The 18,893-nt window shown below is 45.5% G+C and carries 14 protein-coding genes, 6 pseudogenes and 1 other annotated feature; of the genes and pseudogenes, 2 read left to right on the forward strand and 18 right to left on the reverse strand.

Features of this window, described 5'->3' with window-relative positions; genetic code table 11:
• Positions 1 to 45 precede the first annotated feature (45 nt).
• The 13 genes and pseudogenes from Q3W56_RS02365 to Q3W56_RS02425 all read right to left on the reverse strand — a co-directional run bounded on the left by Q3W56_RS02365 (position 46) and on the right by Q3W56_RS02425 (position 11,864).
• A complete protein-coding gene (locus Q3W56_RS02365; RefSeq protein ID WP_019715764.1) occupies positions 46 to 1,056 on the reverse strand; it encodes an LLM class flavin-dependent oxidoreductase in 1,011 nt (336 codons plus the stop codon).
• 157 nt (positions 1,057 to 1,213) lie between these two features.
• Positions 1,214 to 1,351, reverse strand: a pseudogene (locus Q3W56_RS02370) (LysR family transcriptional regulator); the annotation flags it as partial.
• Between the two features lie 72 nt (positions 1,352 to 1,423).
• Positions 1,424 to 2,767, reverse strand: coding sequence for an amino acid permease (locus Q3W56_RS02375; protein ID WP_019715766.1), 1,344 nt, complete (start codon positions 2,765 to 2,767; stop codon positions 1,424 to 1,426).
• A gap of 68 nt (positions 2,768 to 2,835) precedes the next feature.
• Positions 2,836 to 3,071: a binding site (T-box leader), on the reverse strand.
• A gap of 96 nt (positions 3,072 to 3,167) precedes the next feature.
• Positions 3,168 to 4,194: pseudogene (locus tag Q3W56_RS02380) on the reverse strand (glycosyl hydrolase family 18 protein).
• Between the two features lie 144 nt (positions 4,195 to 4,338).
• Positions 4,339 to 5,061: a lactate utilization protein LutC gene (gene lutC, locus Q3W56_RS02385; RefSeq protein WP_302894356.1), complete on the reverse strand. Its 723-nt coding sequence runs from the start codon at positions 5,059 to 5,061 to the stop codon at positions 4,339 to 4,341.
• Positions 5,061 to 6,500, reverse strand: coding sequence for a lactate utilization iron-sulfur protein LutB (gene lutB, locus Q3W56_RS02390; protein ID WP_019715768.1), 1,440 nt, complete (start codon positions 6,498 to 6,500; stop codon positions 5,061 to 5,063). The genes lutC and lutB overlap by 1 nt, the downstream gene beginning before the upstream one ends.
• Before the next feature lie 26 nt (positions 6,501 to 6,526).
• Positions 6,527 to 7,243 carry a lactate utilization iron-sulfur protein LutA gene (gene lutA, locus Q3W56_RS02395; RefSeq protein ID WP_302894357.1) on the reverse strand — a complete coding sequence of 239 codons (717 nt, stop codon included), beginning with the start codon at positions 7,241 to 7,243 and terminating at the stop codon, positions 6,527 to 6,529.
• A 174-nt stretch (positions 7,244 to 7,417) separates the two neighbouring features.
• Positions 7,418 to 8,035, reverse strand: coding sequence for a DUF2812 domain-containing protein (locus Q3W56_RS02400; RefSeq protein WP_302894358.1), 618 nt, complete (start codon positions 8,033 to 8,035; stop codon positions 7,418 to 7,420).
• Positions 8,032 to 8,361: a PadR family transcriptional regulator gene (locus tag Q3W56_RS02405; RefSeq protein ID WP_302894359.1), complete on the reverse strand. Its 330-nt coding sequence runs from the start codon at positions 8,359 to 8,361 to the stop codon at positions 8,032 to 8,034. The genes Q3W56_RS02400 and Q3W56_RS02405 overlap by 4 nt, the downstream gene beginning before the upstream one ends.
• Before the next feature lie 121 nt (positions 8,362 to 8,482).
• Complete coding sequence (yvfU, locus tag Q3W56_RS02410) at positions 8,483 to 9,085, reverse strand: two-component system response regulator YvfU (protein ID WP_268398874.1); 603 nt, start codon at positions 9,083 to 9,085, stop codon at positions 8,483 to 8,485.
• 16 nt (positions 9,086 to 9,101) lie between these two features.
• The gene (locus Q3W56_RS02415) at positions 9,102 to 10,217 is read right to left on the reverse strand and encodes a sensor histidine kinase (RefSeq protein ID WP_302894360.1); all 1,116 of its coding nucleotides are present in this window, start codon (positions 10,215 to 10,217) and stop codon (positions 9,102 to 9,104) included.
• Between the two features lie 3 nt (positions 10,218 to 10,220).
• Positions 10,221 to 10,958 carry an ABC transporter permease gene (locus Q3W56_RS02420; RefSeq protein ID WP_302894361.1) on the reverse strand — a complete coding sequence of 246 codons (738 nt, stop codon included), beginning with the start codon at positions 10,956 to 10,958 and terminating at the stop codon, positions 10,221 to 10,223.
• A complete protein-coding gene (locus Q3W56_RS02425) occupies positions 10,959 to 11,864 on the reverse strand; it encodes an ABC transporter ATP-binding protein (protein ID WP_302894362.1) in 906 nt (301 codons plus the stop codon).
• 271 nt (positions 11,865 to 12,135) lie between these two features.
• Between Q3W56_RS02425 and Q3W56_RS02430 the strand changes: the two genes are divergently transcribed.
• Both Q3W56_RS02430 and rsbP read left to right on the forward strand, forming a co-directional pair.
• Positions 12,136 to 12,945, forward strand: a complete 810-nt coding sequence (locus Q3W56_RS02430; RefSeq protein WP_302894363.1) for an alpha/beta fold hydrolase — start codon at positions 12,136 to 12,138, stop codon at positions 12,943 to 12,945.
• Positions 12,946 to 12,981: 36 nt separating this feature from the next.
• A complete protein-coding gene (gene rsbP / locus Q3W56_RS02435; RefSeq protein WP_302894364.1) occupies positions 12,982 to 14,193 on the forward strand; it encodes a phosphoserine phosphatase RsbP in 1,212 nt (403 codons plus the stop codon).
• 24 nt (positions 14,194 to 14,217) lie between these two features.
• Here rsbP and ganB read toward each other — a convergent pair.
• The 5 genes and pseudogenes from ganB to Q3W56_RS02460 form a co-directional block, all read right to left on the reverse strand.
• Positions 14,218 to 15,524, reverse strand: a pseudogene (ganB, locus tag Q3W56_RS02440) (arabinogalactan endo-beta-1,4-galactanase).
• A gap of 80 nt (positions 15,525 to 15,604) precedes the next feature.
• Entirely contained in the window at positions 15,605 to 17,668 is a 2,064-nt protein-coding gene (ganA, locus tag Q3W56_RS02445; protein ID WP_302894365.1) for a beta-galactosidase GanA, read from the reverse strand.
• An 18-nt stretch (positions 17,669 to 17,686) separates the two neighbouring features.
• Positions 17,687 to 18,127: pseudogene (gene ganQ / locus Q3W56_RS02450) on the reverse strand (galactooligosaccharide ABC transporter permease GanQ); the annotation flags it as partial.
• Positions 18,123 to 18,381, reverse strand: a pseudogene (locus Q3W56_RS02455) (cyclodextrin-binding protein); the annotation flags it as partial. The pseudogenes Q3W56_RS02455 and ganQ, both read right to left, overlap by 5 nt.
• Before the next feature lie 183 nt (positions 18,382 to 18,564).
• Positions 18,565 to 18,848: pseudogene (locus Q3W56_RS02460) on the reverse strand (substrate-binding domain-containing protein); the annotation flags it as partial.
• Between the last annotated feature and the right edge of the window lie 45 nt (positions 18,849 to 18,893).

The raw sequence follows: 18,893 nt of genomic DNA on the forward strand, positions 1-18,893 counted from the left end.
AAGCAATGTATGGGTCTCCCCTCTACATTGCTTTTTTTATAGCTGTTATCTGTTTTTCCAAACGTCTGCAATGATTTCAAACGAACGCATTCTATCTGCGTGTTCAAAGGTTTCTGAATTGACCATAATTTCATCAGCCTGTGTCGTTTTGACGAAGTCTTCGAGCTTCGCCTTCACTTCTTCCGGGCCGCCGACAATCGTTGAGCTCAGCTGCTCATTGACCATCGCTTTTTCATATGGGCTCCAGATTTGATCCATATCCTCAACAGGCGGCTTAAGCTGGTTCGGCGTGCCGCGGACAAGGTCAAGAAATCTTTGATAATGCGAAGTCGCAAGATGTTGCGCTTTCTCGTTTGTATCTGCCGCGATAATGGTGACGCCGACCATCGCATACGGCTCATCAAGCACTTCTGATGGCTTGAAGGAGTTGCGGTACAGCTCCAGAGCGGGAACGGTATTGGCCGGTGAGAAATGAGCAGCGAATGCAAACGGAAGACCCAGTTCACCTGCCAGACGGGCGCTAAAGCCGCTTGATCCCAGCAGCCAAATCGGCACATCTATGCCCTCTCCCGGAATGGCGCGGACTTGATTGCGCACATTTCCGGACGGTTTAAAGTAATTGCGCAGTTCCTCTAATTGTTCTGGAAAATCTTCACCGCTGCTGATGTTTCTGCGGAGCGCTCTTGCTGTCAATTGGTCTGTTCCCGGCGCACGTCCGAGCCCCAGATCAATCCGTCCGGGATACAGCGTTTCAAGTGTGCCGAATTGCTCAGCAATCACTAATGAAGAGTGATTCGGAAGCATAATGCCGCCGGAGCCGACGCGAATTTTTTTTGTGCCGCCGGCAATATGGCCGATCAGAACAGCGGTGGCAGAGCTTGCGACACCTTCTATATTATGATGCTCAGCGAGCCAGTAGCGGTGATAGCCCCACTCCTCCGCACGGCGCGCCAAGTCCATGCTGTTTTGGAATGATTCTGCAACCGTCCCTCCCTGAACAACCGGAGATAAATTCAAGACAGAAAGCAAGGTATCTTTGCGTTGTTGAGTAGACATGTTTTTCTCCTTTGCAATTGTGATATCAGTAAACAGCCTCAAGCTGTCAAGTCATGATCGAAAGGACTTCTCTCACACCATAACATAACTGCAATCAGGAATAAAATAATTTGATTCGATGAAATTCGAACAATATAAAACGAACCGATTGCTACCATTATTCTGCAGCAAACAATTCCTGAGCCATATCAATAAATAGTTTAGCCGCCAGAGAAGCCTCCTTTAGCGACGGAACTGCAAGCTGTACATCACGGTACACCTGCGTGTCCAAATCCCTCGTCACCACACGCTCTGGCGATCTTTGTAAATAAGAAGGCTTGCCAATAATAAAAACCCTCTTGTCGAATGTGACAAGAGGGTTCCTTATTTACTGATGCTTGCGCCCTTTGACCACATATGCAACTGTAATCAAAAGGTAGATCGCCGCAGTAATGCTGGTAATGACAATTGACGTTGTCAGGATGACGCCGATCAGAATGGCAAGTAACGCCAGTATCGCAAACCATGTGGTGTACGGGAACCATTTTACATAATAAGCCGGTGTTTCTGTTTGTTCTTTTCTCGATTTCAAATGAGCGAATCCGATGATCAGCCAAATGAATAAAACGGTATACCCCAATGATCCCATTAAGTAATTAAACGTTTGGCTTCCTGCGAACAGAGAAATCAATACGCCAATATAGAGAGAGGAAGTGCACATCAGAATTGCAAACATCGGTACATTTTTCGATGAAAGCTTCGAAAAGATCTTCGGAAGCCTTCCGTCAGTAGCCTGTGTATATAAAATGCGTGATGATCCGTATAAACCTGAATTCATAGAAGAAATGATCGCCAGCAAAATGACTGCGTTCATGATATGATCCGCGCCCGGAATACCTACCATTTTAAAGACCATGACGAAAGGACTTTCCGGAACGGAATTCACTTGATTCCATGGAATCAGGCTGACGATGATGAAAAACGGCAGCAGGTAGAACGCGACAATCCGTGTCAGTGTGCTTCGGACAGCTTTCGGGACAACCTTTTCCGGGTTCTTTGTCTCAGCAAGCGTCACACCGATAATTTCTGTACCGCCGTAAGAGTAGATCACGACAAGCATCGCCGTAATCAGCCCTGTGCCGCCGTGCGGGAAAAATCCGCCGTGCTCTGTCAGGTTTGAAAACCCGGCAGCTGTATGATCACCGAATGATACAAATAAGAGCAACAACCCTAATAGAATAAAGACAATAATAACAGTAATCTTGATCATTGCCAGCCAATATTCGGTTTCGGCGAAGATTTTAACAGAAAGCAAGTTCACAATCGTGACGATAAAAGAAATCCCTAATGCCAAAACCCAGATCGGGCAGCCCGGCAGCCAATATTGAATAAAAATCGCAGCCACAACAGCTTCAGCCGCAATGTTAAGCACCCACATTTTCCAGTATATCCAATCCAAGAAATAAGCAGGGTAATTTCCCAACACCTGCTGAACAAGATCCCGGAAGGTTCTGGCGTTTCGGTTGCGCACAGCCATTTCCGCGAGCCCCTGCATAATAAACAGCAAAATAATGCCGCCGAGCAGGTAAGCGATAATGACAGATGGCCCTGCCATATCGATCGCTGAGCTGCTCCCTTTAAATAAACCTGCACCGATTGCTCCGCCCAGCGCCATCATCATAATATGGCGGGACGTCATCGTGCGTTTTAACGTCTGATTGTCCTTTTTCATCCTTTTGTACCTCTCCTTCTCATTTTCAAAAACAAAAAAGCCCGCCGTCTCCTATCTAATCTAATAGATAAAGAGACGACGAGCCTTCGGCTGACCGCGGTACCACTCTTGTTGATTCTTCATGAAGAATCCAGCTTTTGACCTGTAACGAAGGTTATCCGTTAAAACATGGGGAATATTCAATCTATTCCGTTTCGTCTTACCACTCCCGGGCGAGTTCAAAGAAGAATCAGGCTGCGTCGCACCATCCCGCAGCTCTCTGTTCTGATACCTTTCTTTTACTGCTCCCAATCTATGTGTTTTCGTTTTCTGAAAAACTTAAATTTTATGATCTGAATATATTAACATAATATACGTGCTTCTCTTTTCCCTGTCAATAACTACAGAAAAAAAGAAATTGTTATTTTATCCCTTTTTGAATGGCTTTCCAAAAGGATTCTGACTCGTTTCCTAATGCATAGACTGAGACACCTGCTATTTTATATTGCTTTGCCAGGTGGCTCTTCGTTTGAACGGTTTTTTCGTTTTCATACCACACGACATGTTTATGCTTTTTTTGTCAACGTAAGTAACGTCATCGAACCTGATTTTTTGTTGAATGCCGGCTCTGCTTTCTGTTTTTTGATAAGGGACTTGAGTTCATTCCATTCCCACATTGTGCTGCCGCTTCCGTCTTTCACATCCCAGTCTAAGCCGGGATTCCCATAGGACTTTATTGGCTTTGATCTTTTTGACTGAAAACTGTAGAGAGCTTTTGATAAAGCTTGTGCTCGCCACTGATCCCGGATCGCCCCAAATCCCGTGTTCATCGTAAGTCATCACCTGCACGTAATCCGCATATTTACCGATTTTGGCATAATCATACGGCCAGCTCCAGTCATCCTTTTGATCATCGGCGCTTTTGGCGGGAACAGAAACCATTGTTTTAATATGTTTCTTTTTCAGGGCCTGAGAGACATCTTGAATGAAGCGTGAGTATTTGGATCGGTCTGCTGGATTCACTGCTTCAAAATCGATATTGATACCGTAGTATAAGTGATTTTTGGCAAGTGCTATTAGCTGATCTGTGAATCGTTTTTTCGCTGTGTTTTATTACTCATGACCCGCTTGGCTAAATCACCGTCAAAATCGTAAATGGCGTCATTATAGTTTGAAATGACAGCCCATGTTTTGATTTTTTTCTTGTTCGCATATGTTAGCTGCTTGCCTGGGGCTTCGCCAATAACATGTCCGTTTTTTTCAAACGCAAACGTATCTGTAGCGATGGAATTCATGTATGTATGATATTTCGTAAGAGAATTGTATGAGGCCGTATCCCCAGTCGTGTAATTTAATGTCACGCCGGCTGCCTTCGCTTCATTTTTTGTATACATAAACAGCACGATCGCAATTGCCAGTGAAACAGCTATAATCAGCCATTTTTTCATCGTATTTCCTCCTTTTTCAAGTCATACTCTTCTCATCGGCCAAAAAATTGGATAATTGAAGTTTTTTTGGGTATTGGAGGCACAACGAATACGAGGGTTTGTCGACATGCTAAAAGCCCGGCATATGCTGCCGGGCTTTTATAATCAGCGGTCCGAGACGAGAATGTATGCGGCTTTTACTGGTCCGTGCACCCCGACAACCAAATCCATTTCAATATCGGCTGAGTTGCTCGGTCCAGTAATATAGTTGATGCATGAGGGAACAGTGACGCCGTCCGCAATGTTTTGGCGGATAATATCACTGGCTTGGGTCATTCTCGGCACGATGCTTGATTTCGGGACAATCGCAATATAGGTTGTCGGCAGAAGGCTGACAGACCGGCCGATGTCTTTTGAGGAAAAGAGAACAACCGTCCCCGACTCTGCCAGTGTGATCTCACTGAATGTTATACCTACATTGGCTTGCTCCGCTTTTTTGATATTTTCTTCGCCTTTAGCAGCATCCCACTCCCAGACCGGCGTTCCATCGTTCGGCCAGTCTTTGGCGAGAAGGCTTTTTAGTCCGTATGCGTCAAAGCGGGGGTCCATTGGAATAATGACAGGGCCTCCGGAAAACCTGCTGACCTGCTCGCGGAGGGCATCGTATAGGCCGGTTGAATCCGTTTCAATAAGCTCTGTATGGATTTTGACACAATGGTTTTTGAGGACTGTGACTAAGTCATCCGCTGAATACCCTTTAAGTGTTTGATACTGCGGTTGATGCGCCCACTCAGGAACTGCCACGCCTCCTGTTCTTCTTTCACGGCCCAGACGTGATGCGATCCGGTTTAAAAAGCTCTCCTGATTCTGAACGGTTCCCTTCGTCATCACTGCTCCTCCTTCGTGCGTTCACTTGTTTCTCTGTCCGTAAACCAATCTCTGAATCTCGATTTATGCGGTGCTGGGAAGTCACGGATCTGTGTCCAGCTTTTGAGTGGGCCGGGCCCTTTCGAAATTTTTTCGTCCTCTGTAAAAGGCGTCATGGCGGCTGGTGCCCATTTTGAGCCCATTTTATAGAGCGGTAAAGATGACGCGCCAAGTCCGAACGCTTTCATCGCAAGCTTTTCACTGATCGGCGCTCTGCCTTCTTTTTCAACGATGTTCTGGCGATGCTTGAGAAGCAGCTCATGAAGCGGAATTTTGACCGGACAGGCTTCTGAACAAGCCGCGCACAATGTAGACGCGTACGGCAGCTCCTTAAAATCGTCATAACCGCCGAGCAACGGTGATAAAACCGCTCCGATCGGCCCCGAATAGATAGAGCCGTATGAGTGTCCGCCGACATGGCGGTACACAGGACAAACATTGATACAGGCGGCACAGCGGATACATTGCAGCACAGACTGGAATTCCGTTCCAAGAATATTGGACCGGCCATTGTCCACAATGACAAGATGGAATTCCTCCGGCCCGTCCACTTCCCCTTCCAGCTTAGGACCTGTTAAAGCCGTAATGTAACTTGTCAGCCGCTGTCCGACAGCGCTTCTTGTCAGCATGCTGACAAGCACTTCAAATTCTGAAAATGACGGAACAATCCGCTCCATTCCCATCACGGTGATTTGTGTTTTCGGCAAGGTGCTCACAAGCCGCCCATTTCCTTCATTGGTCACAAGGCTGACAGAACCCGTATCAGCAATGGCGAAGTTACAGCCGGTAATGCCGATATCCGCTTCCAGAAACTTCTCCCGGAGGATGGCGCGCGCATGCATCACTAGCTCTTCCGGTTTTTCTGTATGTTGATAGTCCAGTCTTTCTTTAAATACATCACGTATCTGTTCTTTATTTTTATGAAGGGCTGGCGCTACGATATGTGATGGCGGATCATGATCATCAATCTGCAAAATATACTCGCCAAGGTCGGTTTCAACGACTTCGCAGCCTTCCTGTTCCAACACCTCATTCAGATTGATTTCCTCTGTGACCATTGATTTTGATTTTACGATTTTCTTCCCGTTCTTCTTTTGAATGACATCGCGAATATAAGAAGACGCCTCTTCCGCTGTTTCCGCGAAATAGACATGCCCCCCTCTTTTCGCCACATTTTCGGCTAGCTGGCCGAGATAGAAATCGAGGTTTTCAAGAACATGCTGCCTAATTTCCTCTGATAGCGAACGCCACTCTTCCCAGTTTCCCAGCTCTTCGGCTGCTTCAAGGCGCCGTGTCCGCAAACGCTCCTGCGCCCCCGAAACAGCGCCTCTCATAAATTCATTATCGATCCCCTGTGATACCCGCTCTTTAAAAGCGTCAGTACCGATTTTCATCGCCATGATCCTTTCCCCCTCTGAATCCAGTTTTATCTGCTGTTGAGCACTTCGGCGATGTGCATCACTTTGACATTCTTGTCTTTACGATCAAGCCGTCCCCCGATATTCATCAAGCAGCCGCAGTCCGCACCGATCAGCACCTCTGCTCCCGTTTCCTCCACACATGCGACTTTTTCATCGACCATCTGCTCAGAGATCTGTGCCATTTTGACGGAGAACGTTCCTCCGAATCCGCAGCAGTTATGTTTGCCCGGAAGCGCTGTCAATTCTAGCCCCTTCACATGACTCAGAAGCTTCATTGGCTCCTCTTGAACCCCGAGCAGCCTTGTCATATGGCACGACGTATGTAAGGTTGCTTTTGTATGAAGGGCCGCGCCGACATTCTCTACCCCAAGGACGTTCACGATAAAATCCGTCAGTTCATACGTTTTATCGGCAAGCTTTCGCGCTTTATCGGCCCATTTCGGGTCATCCCGAAAGAGGTGCGGATACTCCCGGAACATCGTCGTGCAGGAACCGGAAGGGCTGACGACATATTCGGAATCCTGAAACGTTTCAATCATCCGTTTCATTGCTTTTTTGGCATCATTCACATAGCCGCTGTTGTAAGCCGGCTGCCCGCAGCAAATCTGCCCCTCTGGAAAATCAACCTCACATCCAAGCCGCTCCAGCAGCTCAACCGTTGCTTTTCCAACATTTGTTTGAAACATATCAACAAGACAAGTGACAAAAAGTGAGACTTTCATGATGAACCCCTCTCTCATCCCCAATATATGATCCGGTCATCTGATGACCTGAGTTAAAATAACTATATGAATATCGTACACTATTCTGACAATGGAAGGAAAGGGCTTTCTTAACATTCTGGCATAAAAAAACGCCTGTTTTACTCGACAGACGTTCATAGCACCATACACTTTTTAACGGCTATACAGGAAATTTCTGTATCTTGTATATGTTTTCACAAATAAATAAAAGAAGCTAAGCGTGCTTAGAAGTACAATCCAGCCCGCTCCCCCTCTCATCAGTGCAAAAGGTGTTTCAAACAAAAAGGCGCTGATAAAAGCTACTCCCGTCTTATCCCACAGGCCCGGCGTATAATACAAACTCTGGGGACGGATAAATAAGTCAGCTGTCAAAGCATTGGTAGTAAAGAGAATCGGGATGAAGGATAAGAATATAAAATAAAGTGCAAAGTACGATTGCAACAGGCGTTTATATTTTCCAGCTCTGGATTCTGTATCAGAAAAAATATCGTCTGATGCACTGGCGTTCTCTTTTCTAAAATAATGCAGGCCCTGTGAACTGAAAAGATGCTTCCATCCGCTGTCTTCAAAAAGAGTCCGATAATCAGTAAAATCTCCCGGATGTTTAAAGGTGCGATAGTCTATTTTGATGGTAGAGTTGTCTGAGGATGCTTCATCTGAAAAACAATAGGATAAAAAACATTTCCCTTTTAATTCACACCCCTTATCTGCCATCTTATTTAGCCATTTTTCCTCACTGTCTATGTCCATAAAATATCTGTATTTTTTCATTTGGTCTCCCCCTTTTTATTTACTTCTTGCCTCGTTATGTCAACCAACTGCTCCATTCTCTCCATGTCCTTCCACAACACATTTCTTCCAAGTTCAGTGATGATATATGTTTTTCTGCGGCGATCTTCACTTGGATAAGGCTCGATCAATTGATGCTTCAATAAGTTTTCAATTGCTCCATAAAGAGTTCCAGGCGCCATTTTCACTCTTCCGCCGCTAAGCTTTTCAATATTTTGCATAATGATGTAACCGTGAGCAGGTTGTAACAAAGACAAAAGAACATAGTAAACAGTCTCAGTCAGCGGCAAATGCTTATTTTCTTTCATGCAGCAGCCTCCAATATTCAGTATAACTGTATAATTTTATCATATACAGTTATACTGAATATTGCAACCATACATGACCAGATGAACACAAAAAACCTGGCTATTAATAACCAGGTGTCCATTAAATCCAGCCCTTTTCCTCAGCAATGCTGGCTGCTTCTGTTCGATTTTTCGCATCGAGCTTGTGGATGATTTCTGATATATAGTTTCGGACTGTGCCTTGAGATAAATAGAGTTCCAGCGTAATATCTTTTGTTGTCTTGCCTAAAGCCGCCAGACGCAGAATTTCTTGCTCCCTTACTGTAAGCGGATTTTCGTCTCGCATCATATTAAACGTCAGCTCCGGGCTGAAGGCTCGTTTTCCCTTTATACACTTTCGGATGGCGTCGGCCAGATCGTCAATTTCGCCGTCTTTCAGCAGGTAGCCATGTACGCCGGCTTTGACGGCGCGTTCAAAATATCCGGGGCGGGCAAAAGTGGTTAAAATAATAACCTTGCTGCCGCAGCCTTTTTGCATTAATTCCTCCGCCACATCCAGCCCGCTTCGAACCGGCATTTCAATGTCCATGATGCATACATCAGGCTCCAGCTTCAAAATGGCTTTTAGCGCCTCTTCCCCGTTTAATGCTTGTCCGATGACTGTCATATCCTCTTCTAAATCAAGCAGAGATCCCAAAGCGCCTAAAAGCATTCGCTGGTCCTCAGCAATAAACAGACGAATCATTTCCTTCGCCCTCCTATCATTCTGCTTTTTTAATAAGGGGAACTGTCAGTGTCACAACCGTTCCGTTATGAGCTGAAAGCGTTAATCCCCCTTCAATGAGCATGAGCCGTTCTTCCATTCCCCGCAGGCCATTCCCAAACGTTTTCACCTTTGCCGCTCCCTTTCCGTCATCCCGTATGACAATACGCATTTTGTCAGCAAACCGGGCAATGGTGATGGCGCAGTGGGTGGCATTGCTGTGCTTGATGATATTGGTCACGGCTTCCCGCATACACATGCTAATAATATTTTGCGTGACGGGAGATATTGCTGAAAAGTCTTCGTCCCCTTCGTATTGAAAGGTAATGTTTCCCGCTCTTAATATGTGCTGAATGTTGGCGAGCTCCTCCGTCATGGTAACTGTTCTCATATCAGAAACAAGCTCACGAACCTGCTTGAGTGCGGCTCGTGAACTTGTTTCCATTTCTTTTGCTTCAAGCCGGGTCCGTTCTGGATCAGATGTTGCCAGCCGCTGAATCAGCTGGCTTTTTAATGTAAGCAGCGACAAAGTATGGCCGAGGGTATCGTGAAGATCACGGGCGATTCGGACGCGCTCCTCCCTTTTAGAGAGTTCTTTTATCTGTTCGTTGGCTTGGGCAAGCTTGGTTTCGAGTTCAATTCTCCGAAACAAAGAACGGATCCCGAATGGAGAAATGAGCATGATGACAAGAAACGGGAGAACAGAAAAAAGCTCCCGGAGCGAGGCCGAATTCGCAAGTAATTGATAACAACATGGAAATAGCAGCATAAAGAGTAAACCGCAGAACGCACGGTTAAACTTTGTTTTCTCTTTGTAATAACCAACAAAGTTTGCCGGGAAAAAACCTAAATAGATATAGGTGATATTGTAAAACACACTATAGATAAAGATAACCGCCATTTGCACGATAAGCCAATACGTAAACGAAGCTCTGTCCACACTGCAGAACAACTGGCGATATGCCATGACAAAAAAGATCAGCATGACATATCCCATCACCTGTTTGATGCCTGATTCTTTCAATAAAGAGAGGAACGGCATAACCGTATACACCAGAAAGATATAAGGGAAAAACCCGAATTGCTTCGGGAGAATGGATATTGCCTTTTTCATATATTACACCGCTTCTTGTTTTCTTCTTATATATTTAGATAGTAGCATAAAGATCGTCAAATAAGCGATCAATACCAGAATATTCTTCCAGGTTGGACTCCCGCCTCGGACAAGTTCCCACGCCCCGCTCCCGAAATGATAAGACGGAAGCCAACGGCCAATGTTCTGCATCATATCAGGCATAACCTCAAACGGCATCCACATGCCCCCGCCTAAAGCGAGCAGCATGTAAAGCACGTTGCTGATTCCGGCTGCTGTTTCTACTTTTCTCATGAGGCCGATGAGTGTGCCTAACGCTAAAAACGGCAATGCGCCCAACAAAATCCATAAACCGCTCATAAACCATTCAAACGGTGACAAGGCAATATCATTGATCATTGCGCCGAACAGAAAAATGACGGTAATGGATAAAACGTGAATGACACTTTGGCCGATCATCTGAGCTGATAAATAGATATGATCCGGAAGAGGCGTAATGCGGACAAAAGCTGTCCAGCCTTGTGACCGTTCTTGAACCATACGGATGCCAAGCGTCATGATAGAGGATCCCATCACACTGAAGACTGTCATCGACATTAAGTAATGGGCGTCCCATGCGCGTTGATCAGGTACGTTGGTATTTACTACATTTGTAAAAAGATAATAAAAAGCAATCGGCATGATCAGCGACCAAAGCACAAAATACTTATTCCTCAGCACCCTTTTCATTTCAGCGATGCTTTGCTTTTGCAGCATGTTCACTCAGATTCCCTCCCTAATTCCGTCAGCCAGCTGGCGAAATGCCTCATCGAGCGTTCCTTGCTCAACCCGGATATCGCGTGCATGTATGTTTTCTTGAAAGATCAGCACTAACACTTTATCTGTATTTGATGTGTGGATGATGGTTCTCTTATGCTTTTGGATTACTTGCTCTACTTCCGGGTGACGGGACAGCCTTTCCAATGATTCATCTGAATGGAGCGTAAAGGAAACAGACTGTTTTTGAATCCTTGAGCGGATTTGCATTGGCGAGTCGTCTGCTACAAGGCGCCCGTCAGCAAAAAATAAGATTCGTTGAGCGGCATCATCCGCTTCCTGTAAGTAATGAGTTGAAAAAATAATCGTTTTTCCTTGGTCCGCCAGTCCATGAATGGTCTGCCAGAATCGATGTCTTGAAGATGTGTCCATTCCGACTGTCGGTTCATCGAATATAAGCAGCTCCGGGTTCCCGGCAAGAGCCAAAGCAAAGCTCAAACGACGTTTCTGTCCGCCTGATAATTTTTCTGCTCTTGTTTTCAAATCATCTTTTGTGAGTGCTGTTAACGCAACGAGTTCTTTCATAGATAATGGATGCGGATAATAGCTTCGGAAGAGTTCGAGGATTTCATTCACCTTTAGACCCGGCATGACACTCACGTCCTGAAGCATCGCGCCCATCTTTTCCCTCACCTGTTGATCATTGGGTACGCGGTTAAATAGTTTGATATCTCCCTCGCTTGGTTTCAGCAATCCTAATATCATAGAGATAACGGTCGTCTTCCCTGCCCCATTCGGCCCGAGAATGGCTGCAATTTCTCCTTTTTCAATGCTGAAGCTGATGTTGTTTACAGCTGTTTTTTGCTGAAAATGTTTCGTCACATTGCTTACTGATACTGCCTCATTCATCACATGAGCACCTCCTGATTACTTACATTGATTGTAAAATGACGGAGAAGATGGCGTTAGTATAGGGTGTCATGATATCAAAGTGACATATGTCATATTCTTTCTTACCGCCGTGTTCTAGACAATCCATCCTCTCTCCATCTTTCAATTCAGCTAGCTTGCCTATGCCGCCTTTTTCTTTTAAACTAACTTTTATTGAAAAACACACTATTACAACCTATGAGTGGTATGATATACATATTGAACTTTATTTTCCGGCTGAAAGGAGCCAATCATGAACAAAGCGATTTTGTCTCGAAATCATGTGAAGGTGAGTGGTAACGGCAAAGCATCTATCATTTTCGCACCTGGTTTTGGGTGTGATCAAAGTGTGTGGAATGCCGTGGCACCAGCCTTCGAAGAAGAGTATCGGGTTATTTTATTTGATTATGTCGGTTCAGGGAATTCGGATTTACGCGCATATGACCCGAATCGTTACAGGACACTCGATGGCTATGCCCAAGATGTTCTTGATGTTTGTGAAGCTTTAGATCTGGAAAAGGCAGTGTTTGTGGGGCACTCTGTTGGGGCTGTCATTGGCATGCTGGCTTCCATCCGCCGCCCGGAGCTGTTCTCACATATCGTGATGGTGGGACCTTCTCCTTGCTATTTAAATGATCCGCCTGAGTATTACGGAGGATTTGAGGAGGAGCAGCTTCTTGGTTTGCTGGAGATGATGGAGAAAAATTATATAGGCTGGGCTACTGTATTTGCAGCTACCATTCTGAATCAGCCAGATCGGCCTGAAATCAAGGAAGAGCTTGAAAGCCGTTTTTGTTCCACTGATCCTGTAATTGCCCGCCAATTCGCGAAAGCCGCATTTTTTTCAGATCATCGGGAGGATCTTTCGAAGGTAGCAGTTCCCTCTTTTATTCTTCAATGCGCAGATGATATCATTGCTCCTGCAACAGTAGGTGAGTATATGCATAAACATCTGCCTGATAGCAGTCTGAAACAAATGGAAGCTCGCGGACATTGCCCTCACATGAGCCATCCTGAAGAAACAATACAACTGATCCACGATTATTTGAAAGTACACGTGTGATATAGAGGAACGAAAGGGATAGAGGTGACCCTCTAAATGGACAAACAATTGAATAATGCACCATGTGGTTTTCTCACTTTGTCAGAAGAGGGTTCGATAGTAGCAGTCAACCGTACCCTGCTCAACATCTTGAACTATGAGCATGAACAGGTTATCGGCCAGCATATAGATACAATTTTGACCGTGTCCGCACAGCTTTTCTACCAGCTTTATTTTGTTCCGCTTTTAAAGCTGGAGCACAGCATCGAAGAAATGTACATGTCCTTGAATACAAGAGACGGGGAAGAAATCCCAGTTCTTGTCAATGCCGTTGTGCGAGCTGATCACGGAGCAACTATGACCGAGTGTGTTCTGATTCCGATGCGGAAGCGAAATGAATATGAAAATGAGCTGCTGATGGCCAAAAATGCAGCCCAGGAAGCTTTGCTTGCCAAGCAGAAAGCCAATGCGGAGTTAGAAATTGCCTTGGGAACGCTGAAGGCCAAACAAGAAGAACTTCTTGAGACCAACAAACAAAATCAGCAATTTAAATTAAATACCAAAAGAGAGCTTGAGCTCGCCAGAAAGATCCAAGAAAACTCGTTGACTGAATCGATTGTAAACGATCAAATTCAGATTGACGCTTATTACAAAGCATCCAGTGAGTTATCGGGGGATTTATACGGATTCTATCAAATCGATGCCACTCGCTACGGCATTATTATCCTTGACGTAATGGGCCATGGGATTTCATCTGCTATGATTACGATGTCTCTTCATCCTTTGTTCCAGCGCCAGATCACGCAAGGTCTCAGTCCCGTCAAAGTCATGAAGGAATTAGACCGCCACATCCACAGCTTGTTTCAAAATGATGAGGAAGCTAGACATTATTGCACGGCCATTTATCTTGAGATTGATACAGCCCGGCAAAAAATTGATTATGTCAACGCAGGACATCCGCCGGCATTATGGCAGGGCGCCAGCGGAACCCAAAATCCGCTATACGCTACCGCGCCTCCGATCGGGATGTTTGAAGACACGGTGTTTCATTCTAGCAGCCTTCCATACACTGAGGGGGGAAGGCTCCTTTTGTATACGGATGGCGTGATGGACCCTACGGCTTCATGTTATTTATTTGATTTATTAAAGGATCATCCCGATTTGCCTATTACTGACCTGAAAGAGAAAATCCTTACATCACTGAATCATCATAAAGAAGCCCATCATAAAAGTGATGACGAATGTTTTATACTAGTTGATGTAAAATAAAATGATCCATGAGATAGGTACATCTCATGGATTTTTATGTTTCAGCGCTTCTTCGGGGGTATGGCCTGACTCCGCATAATGAAACACCTGCAAGGAAGGCAGCGGGTGTCCGTTAACATCAAACAAAGCTTGGTTATCCACAGCACTTCCCCCATACCACTTCCCGGCATCTTCAGGATCATATTCAGCAGCAAAGCTGGAGGCCCAGCCTGACCCGTATGTTTCCCACAGCACTTTGTTTTTCTCTACTTGTGTTTTTGGCCCGACTGGAATCCACGCCGGCTCCCAATAGAAAACGCCAAGTCCTGCCATGCCTGTATTCGCTACGGCCTGCATCACATCTCGTAGTGCATTCGCCTGCCCTTGAACGGAAATTGGATATGGCAGTGTTTGCCCGCTTTTTGGCGCTGTATTTTCATGCCCATCGCCATCCTCAGCGGTATAGGTGTATGATGTCTCCGCCACCATGACTTTTTTGCCGTATGTATCGGCGACTGCCTTCAGCACAGAGGTCAAATTCTGTAATGTGCCGTGCCAGAAAGGATAATACGAACTGGCAAACACATCATAATCCACTTTGTTTTTGCTGAGTGTTTCTGCAATAAATGAATACCTTCCTGCCGTTTCAGGATTGGTAAAATGCAGTGCGATGAAAATGCCTGGGTCTTTCTCTCTGACCGCTCGGCTTCCTTCATTAAACAATTGGCTCATTTTCGCCCAATCGGTTTCACCTGCAAATGCCCCTGTCGTTTCATTTCCGACTTGAACCATGCCGATGTCGACACCTTCCTTGATCATCTTTTGCAGGCTTTGTTTCGTATACTCATAGAGCTTTGTTTTTTTAGCTTCAAAGCTGAGAGTCGCCCAAGCTTTGGGTACCTTCTGTTTTGCAGGATCGGCCCAAAAATCAGAATAATGAAAGTCTGCCAGCACCTTCATTCCATTTGCTGTGGCTCTTTTTCCGATTTCGATGGCTTTTTGAACATCATTGTTTCCCCACCATACCCATTGCCATTTGAATCATACGGGTCATTCCAGATGCGGACGCGAACATAGTTGATGCCAGCATGTTTTAAGGTTGTAAAAATGTCCTGGCGTTTTCCGCTTGTATTGTAAAAGGTGACCCCGCTGTTTTCTAGAGCAATAACACTGGACACATCTGCCCCTTTGATAAAGCCCTTGTTCATGCCCTCTACTTTTTTAACGAAAAGATCATTTGTCCGAGGCTCTGGCACATGTTTCTCCCCCTCAATGGCAGCGGCATATCCCGTTGAATTGAATGCATCCCACACGATGGCAACCGCAAAGAATAATTTCACTCTGCTCCTCATGATTCCACCCCCACTCTAAAGTAAGCGCTTTTCTAAATATGCTAGAAAAAGAATCCGCCCATATCGAGCGGAGCATCAGCCTAATGTGTGTGTACGACGATTCTCACTTCATACTTTTCCATCGTCAGGTCGCCTGATAATATTTCTCCTGTCATCATATCCTTCACGCTCTGACCGAATGTGACGAGCTGCTTCTTTTCGGTAAAATTCATGACAAAAATATAATCATTGTTTTTGTCCTGCCTCGCTTGTACGGAGACACCTTTTCCATGCTGAACCGGGAAAACAGGAGAAAGGGACAGGTCTGAGATGAGTCCTTCATAAAAATCCCGGTGAAATTGATCCTCCAAACGCGCACCGATAAAATACGCCTTGCCCTGTTGATATTGATGGCTTGTCACCGCTGGCGTACGCGCGTAAAAATCTTCTTGATACACCGCTTCAGCTGATGCGGTCTTTACATCGATCACGGTTGCATAGTCCTTCATTTCATATGTTTGGCTGCGATAGCTTACAGCATTTCGATCCTTCGGATACAGCGTGTCGGTTTCAAGAGGCTCAATTCCGAAAATAGCTTGCAAATCCGGATGCCAACCGCCTGTGTACGTTAAATCATGCTCATTTACAATCCCGCTGATATATGTCATGACTAAGGTGCCGCCGTTAGCCGTAAACGTTTTTAAACGGGAAATGGTGTCTTCGCTGATTAAATATAGCATCGGGACGATCAACAGTTTATATGGTGAAAAATCTTGTTCTTTTGTAATGACGTCAACAGGGATATCGTGTTCCCAGAACGTGCTGTAATGCTGCTGAAGCGTTTGCGCATAACGTTTTGTCGCTTTCGCAAACCCCTGAGCATCCTCGAGCGCCCAATGATTTTCCCAGTCATATAAAATAGCCGTTTCAGCCGGCCTCTTCGTCCCGACAACTTCTGATAGCCGTTCCAATGTTTCACCAACTTCGGCCACTTCTTGAAAGACCCGGTTCTTTGGGCTATTGTCATGATCCACGATTGCCCCGTGTAATTTTTCTGATGAGCCGCGCGATTTGCGGTATTGGAAATAGAGAACGCTGTCCGAGCCGTGGGCAATCATCTGCATGGACGACAGCAGATTCATGCCAGGGCGCTTCGCCTTGTTAACGTTATGCCAATTGACCGCGCTTGGCGTACACTCCATTAGTAAGAAAGGCTGCTGCTTCAAGCTTCGGTACAGGTCATTGATAAAGCCGACCTTCATCGCCAAATCAGCTGTGCTTTCCCAGTCATTGTGCCAGACCGGATAAGCGTCCCAGCTGATGACATCGACATGCTTCGCAAATTTGCTGTAATCGAGGCCTTGATACGGAATCAAATCCGGTGTGTCAGCCATAAAGTTCGTTGTGATAGGAATAGCAGGTGTCAGTTCTTTCAGGGGAACGATTTCATTTTCATAAAACGAAATCGTTTGATCGGTGACGAACCGTCGCCAGTCTAAGTTCAGGCCGTGCAAGCCATTTTCACCGATCGGCGAAGGGCTTTCAATTTGTGACCAGTCATTGAATGTATGGCTCCAAAAAGGAGTCCACCAGGCGTGATTCAATGCCTTGAGGCTGTTGTCATATTTCGATTGCAGCCACTCCCTGAAAGCATGCTGGCATTGTTCACAATGGCACTCTCCACCGTATTCATTTGAAATATGCCACATTAATAGCGCAGGATGATTGCCATATCGTTCTGCTAGTAACCGATTGATGTGTCGCGTTTTTTCACGGTAGACTTTAGATGTGAGGCAGTGGTTGTGCCTTCCGCCGTGCAGCTGTTTGACGCGGGAGGCATTGACACGCAAAACCTCAGGATACGTTTGCGACAGCCAGGCAGGACGCGCCCCGCTTGGTGTTGCTAATATGACCCTCCCGCCTATACTGTGAATCCGTTCAAAAATATCATCAAGCCATTCAAATTGATACACGCCCTCCTCGGGCTCAAGCGCGCTCCATGCAAAAATGCCGACAGAAAACGTATTCGTATGAGAAAGCTTCATCAGCTTGATATCATCAGCTAAAATATCAGGACGATCCAGCCACTGATCAGGATTGTAGTCTCCTCCATGGAGCATAAATTTCGCCCCTGTTACGTGCGTTTTTTCAAGCTTTGACATCACATTCTCCTCCTTATTTTCTTAACCTTTTGTTCCCCCTGCGGTTAATCCGGACACAAAATTTTTCTGCAGCATGATAAAGATGACGGCAACAGGTATGCTGATAATCAGGGCTCCGGCTGCAAAGGTCGTATAGCTGGCCCCCATGACATCATTCACTAAATTGAATAGACCTACGGGCAATGTATATGATTCAGGCGTTCTCAATATCGTTGAGGACAGCACAAAATCTCCGAGCGGGCCGGTAAAGCCGTTCATAGCGACCACTGCCGCCATCGGTTTTGATAATGGCAGAATGATCTGGAAGAAAATTCTTGTGCTGCTGGCCCCGTCAATCTTGGCGCTTTCGTCTACATCCATCGGAATGGAATCCATGTACCCTTTCATCAAATACGTATTCATCGGGATCAGGTCTCCGATACAAAGCAAGTTTAATAACCAGTGGCTATTGATCATTCCCAGCCGGACCGTCCATACGCAAATCTTCAAACTGCTGAGCATACGGTTTTTCAACCACTTTGACTTTCACATCATGCTCTGTTTCAAACGCGGCAACGGCGTCTTTCATGCCGATGCTCTTTTCTTTATCCTCCCACACGACAAGCTCCGACCTCTTTTGAACTAGATACGGCGCTGCTGCTTTCCTTTAGGCCGCAAGCCACCAAGGATAAACTGACAGCCGCGCAGAGCAAGAGTGAGAAATACTTTTTCGCCATTTACACTTACTGTCACCCTTTCGCTAGGTATGAAAGCGCTTCAAAAATAATATAGCACGACTGGAAAAATGAGCAAACAAACTATTTACCTCTATAAATAAAATTTTTTACCTAAAAAAGACTTAGTCTCCTAAGCCATTCTTAATTCATACTCTTTCTGACGATGAATTCCGCGGCCACATATTATGTTTTTACCACTCTTCTTTTGTCCTGCATTTGTTCAAGCAGCATTTCAACAGCATATTTGCATAATTCATGATATCAATATGAAGCGTCGTCAGAGTTGGCGAGACATACTTTGTGAAGCTGATGTTACCGATACTCTTATGCCCTTTCCCGCTCAGGATATTTACTGTCTTCCTTGTCATTTGAGCTAAATCGGGCTTGACCGAGTCAAATTGATCGGGATCAGGAGCTGAATCGAAAATCGCTACCTGTGCGATATCTTTAATTGTCGCCATGGCATCAGCCTCCATTATTCAGCTCACTTTCATTTCACTACAATATTTCAC

This window comes from Bacillus sp. C28GYM-DRY-1 (assembly GCF_030519405.1).
In the GTDB taxonomy this organism is placed as follows: domain Bacteria; phylum Bacillota; class Bacilli; order Bacillales; family Bacillaceae; genus Bacillus; species Bacillus spizizenii_A.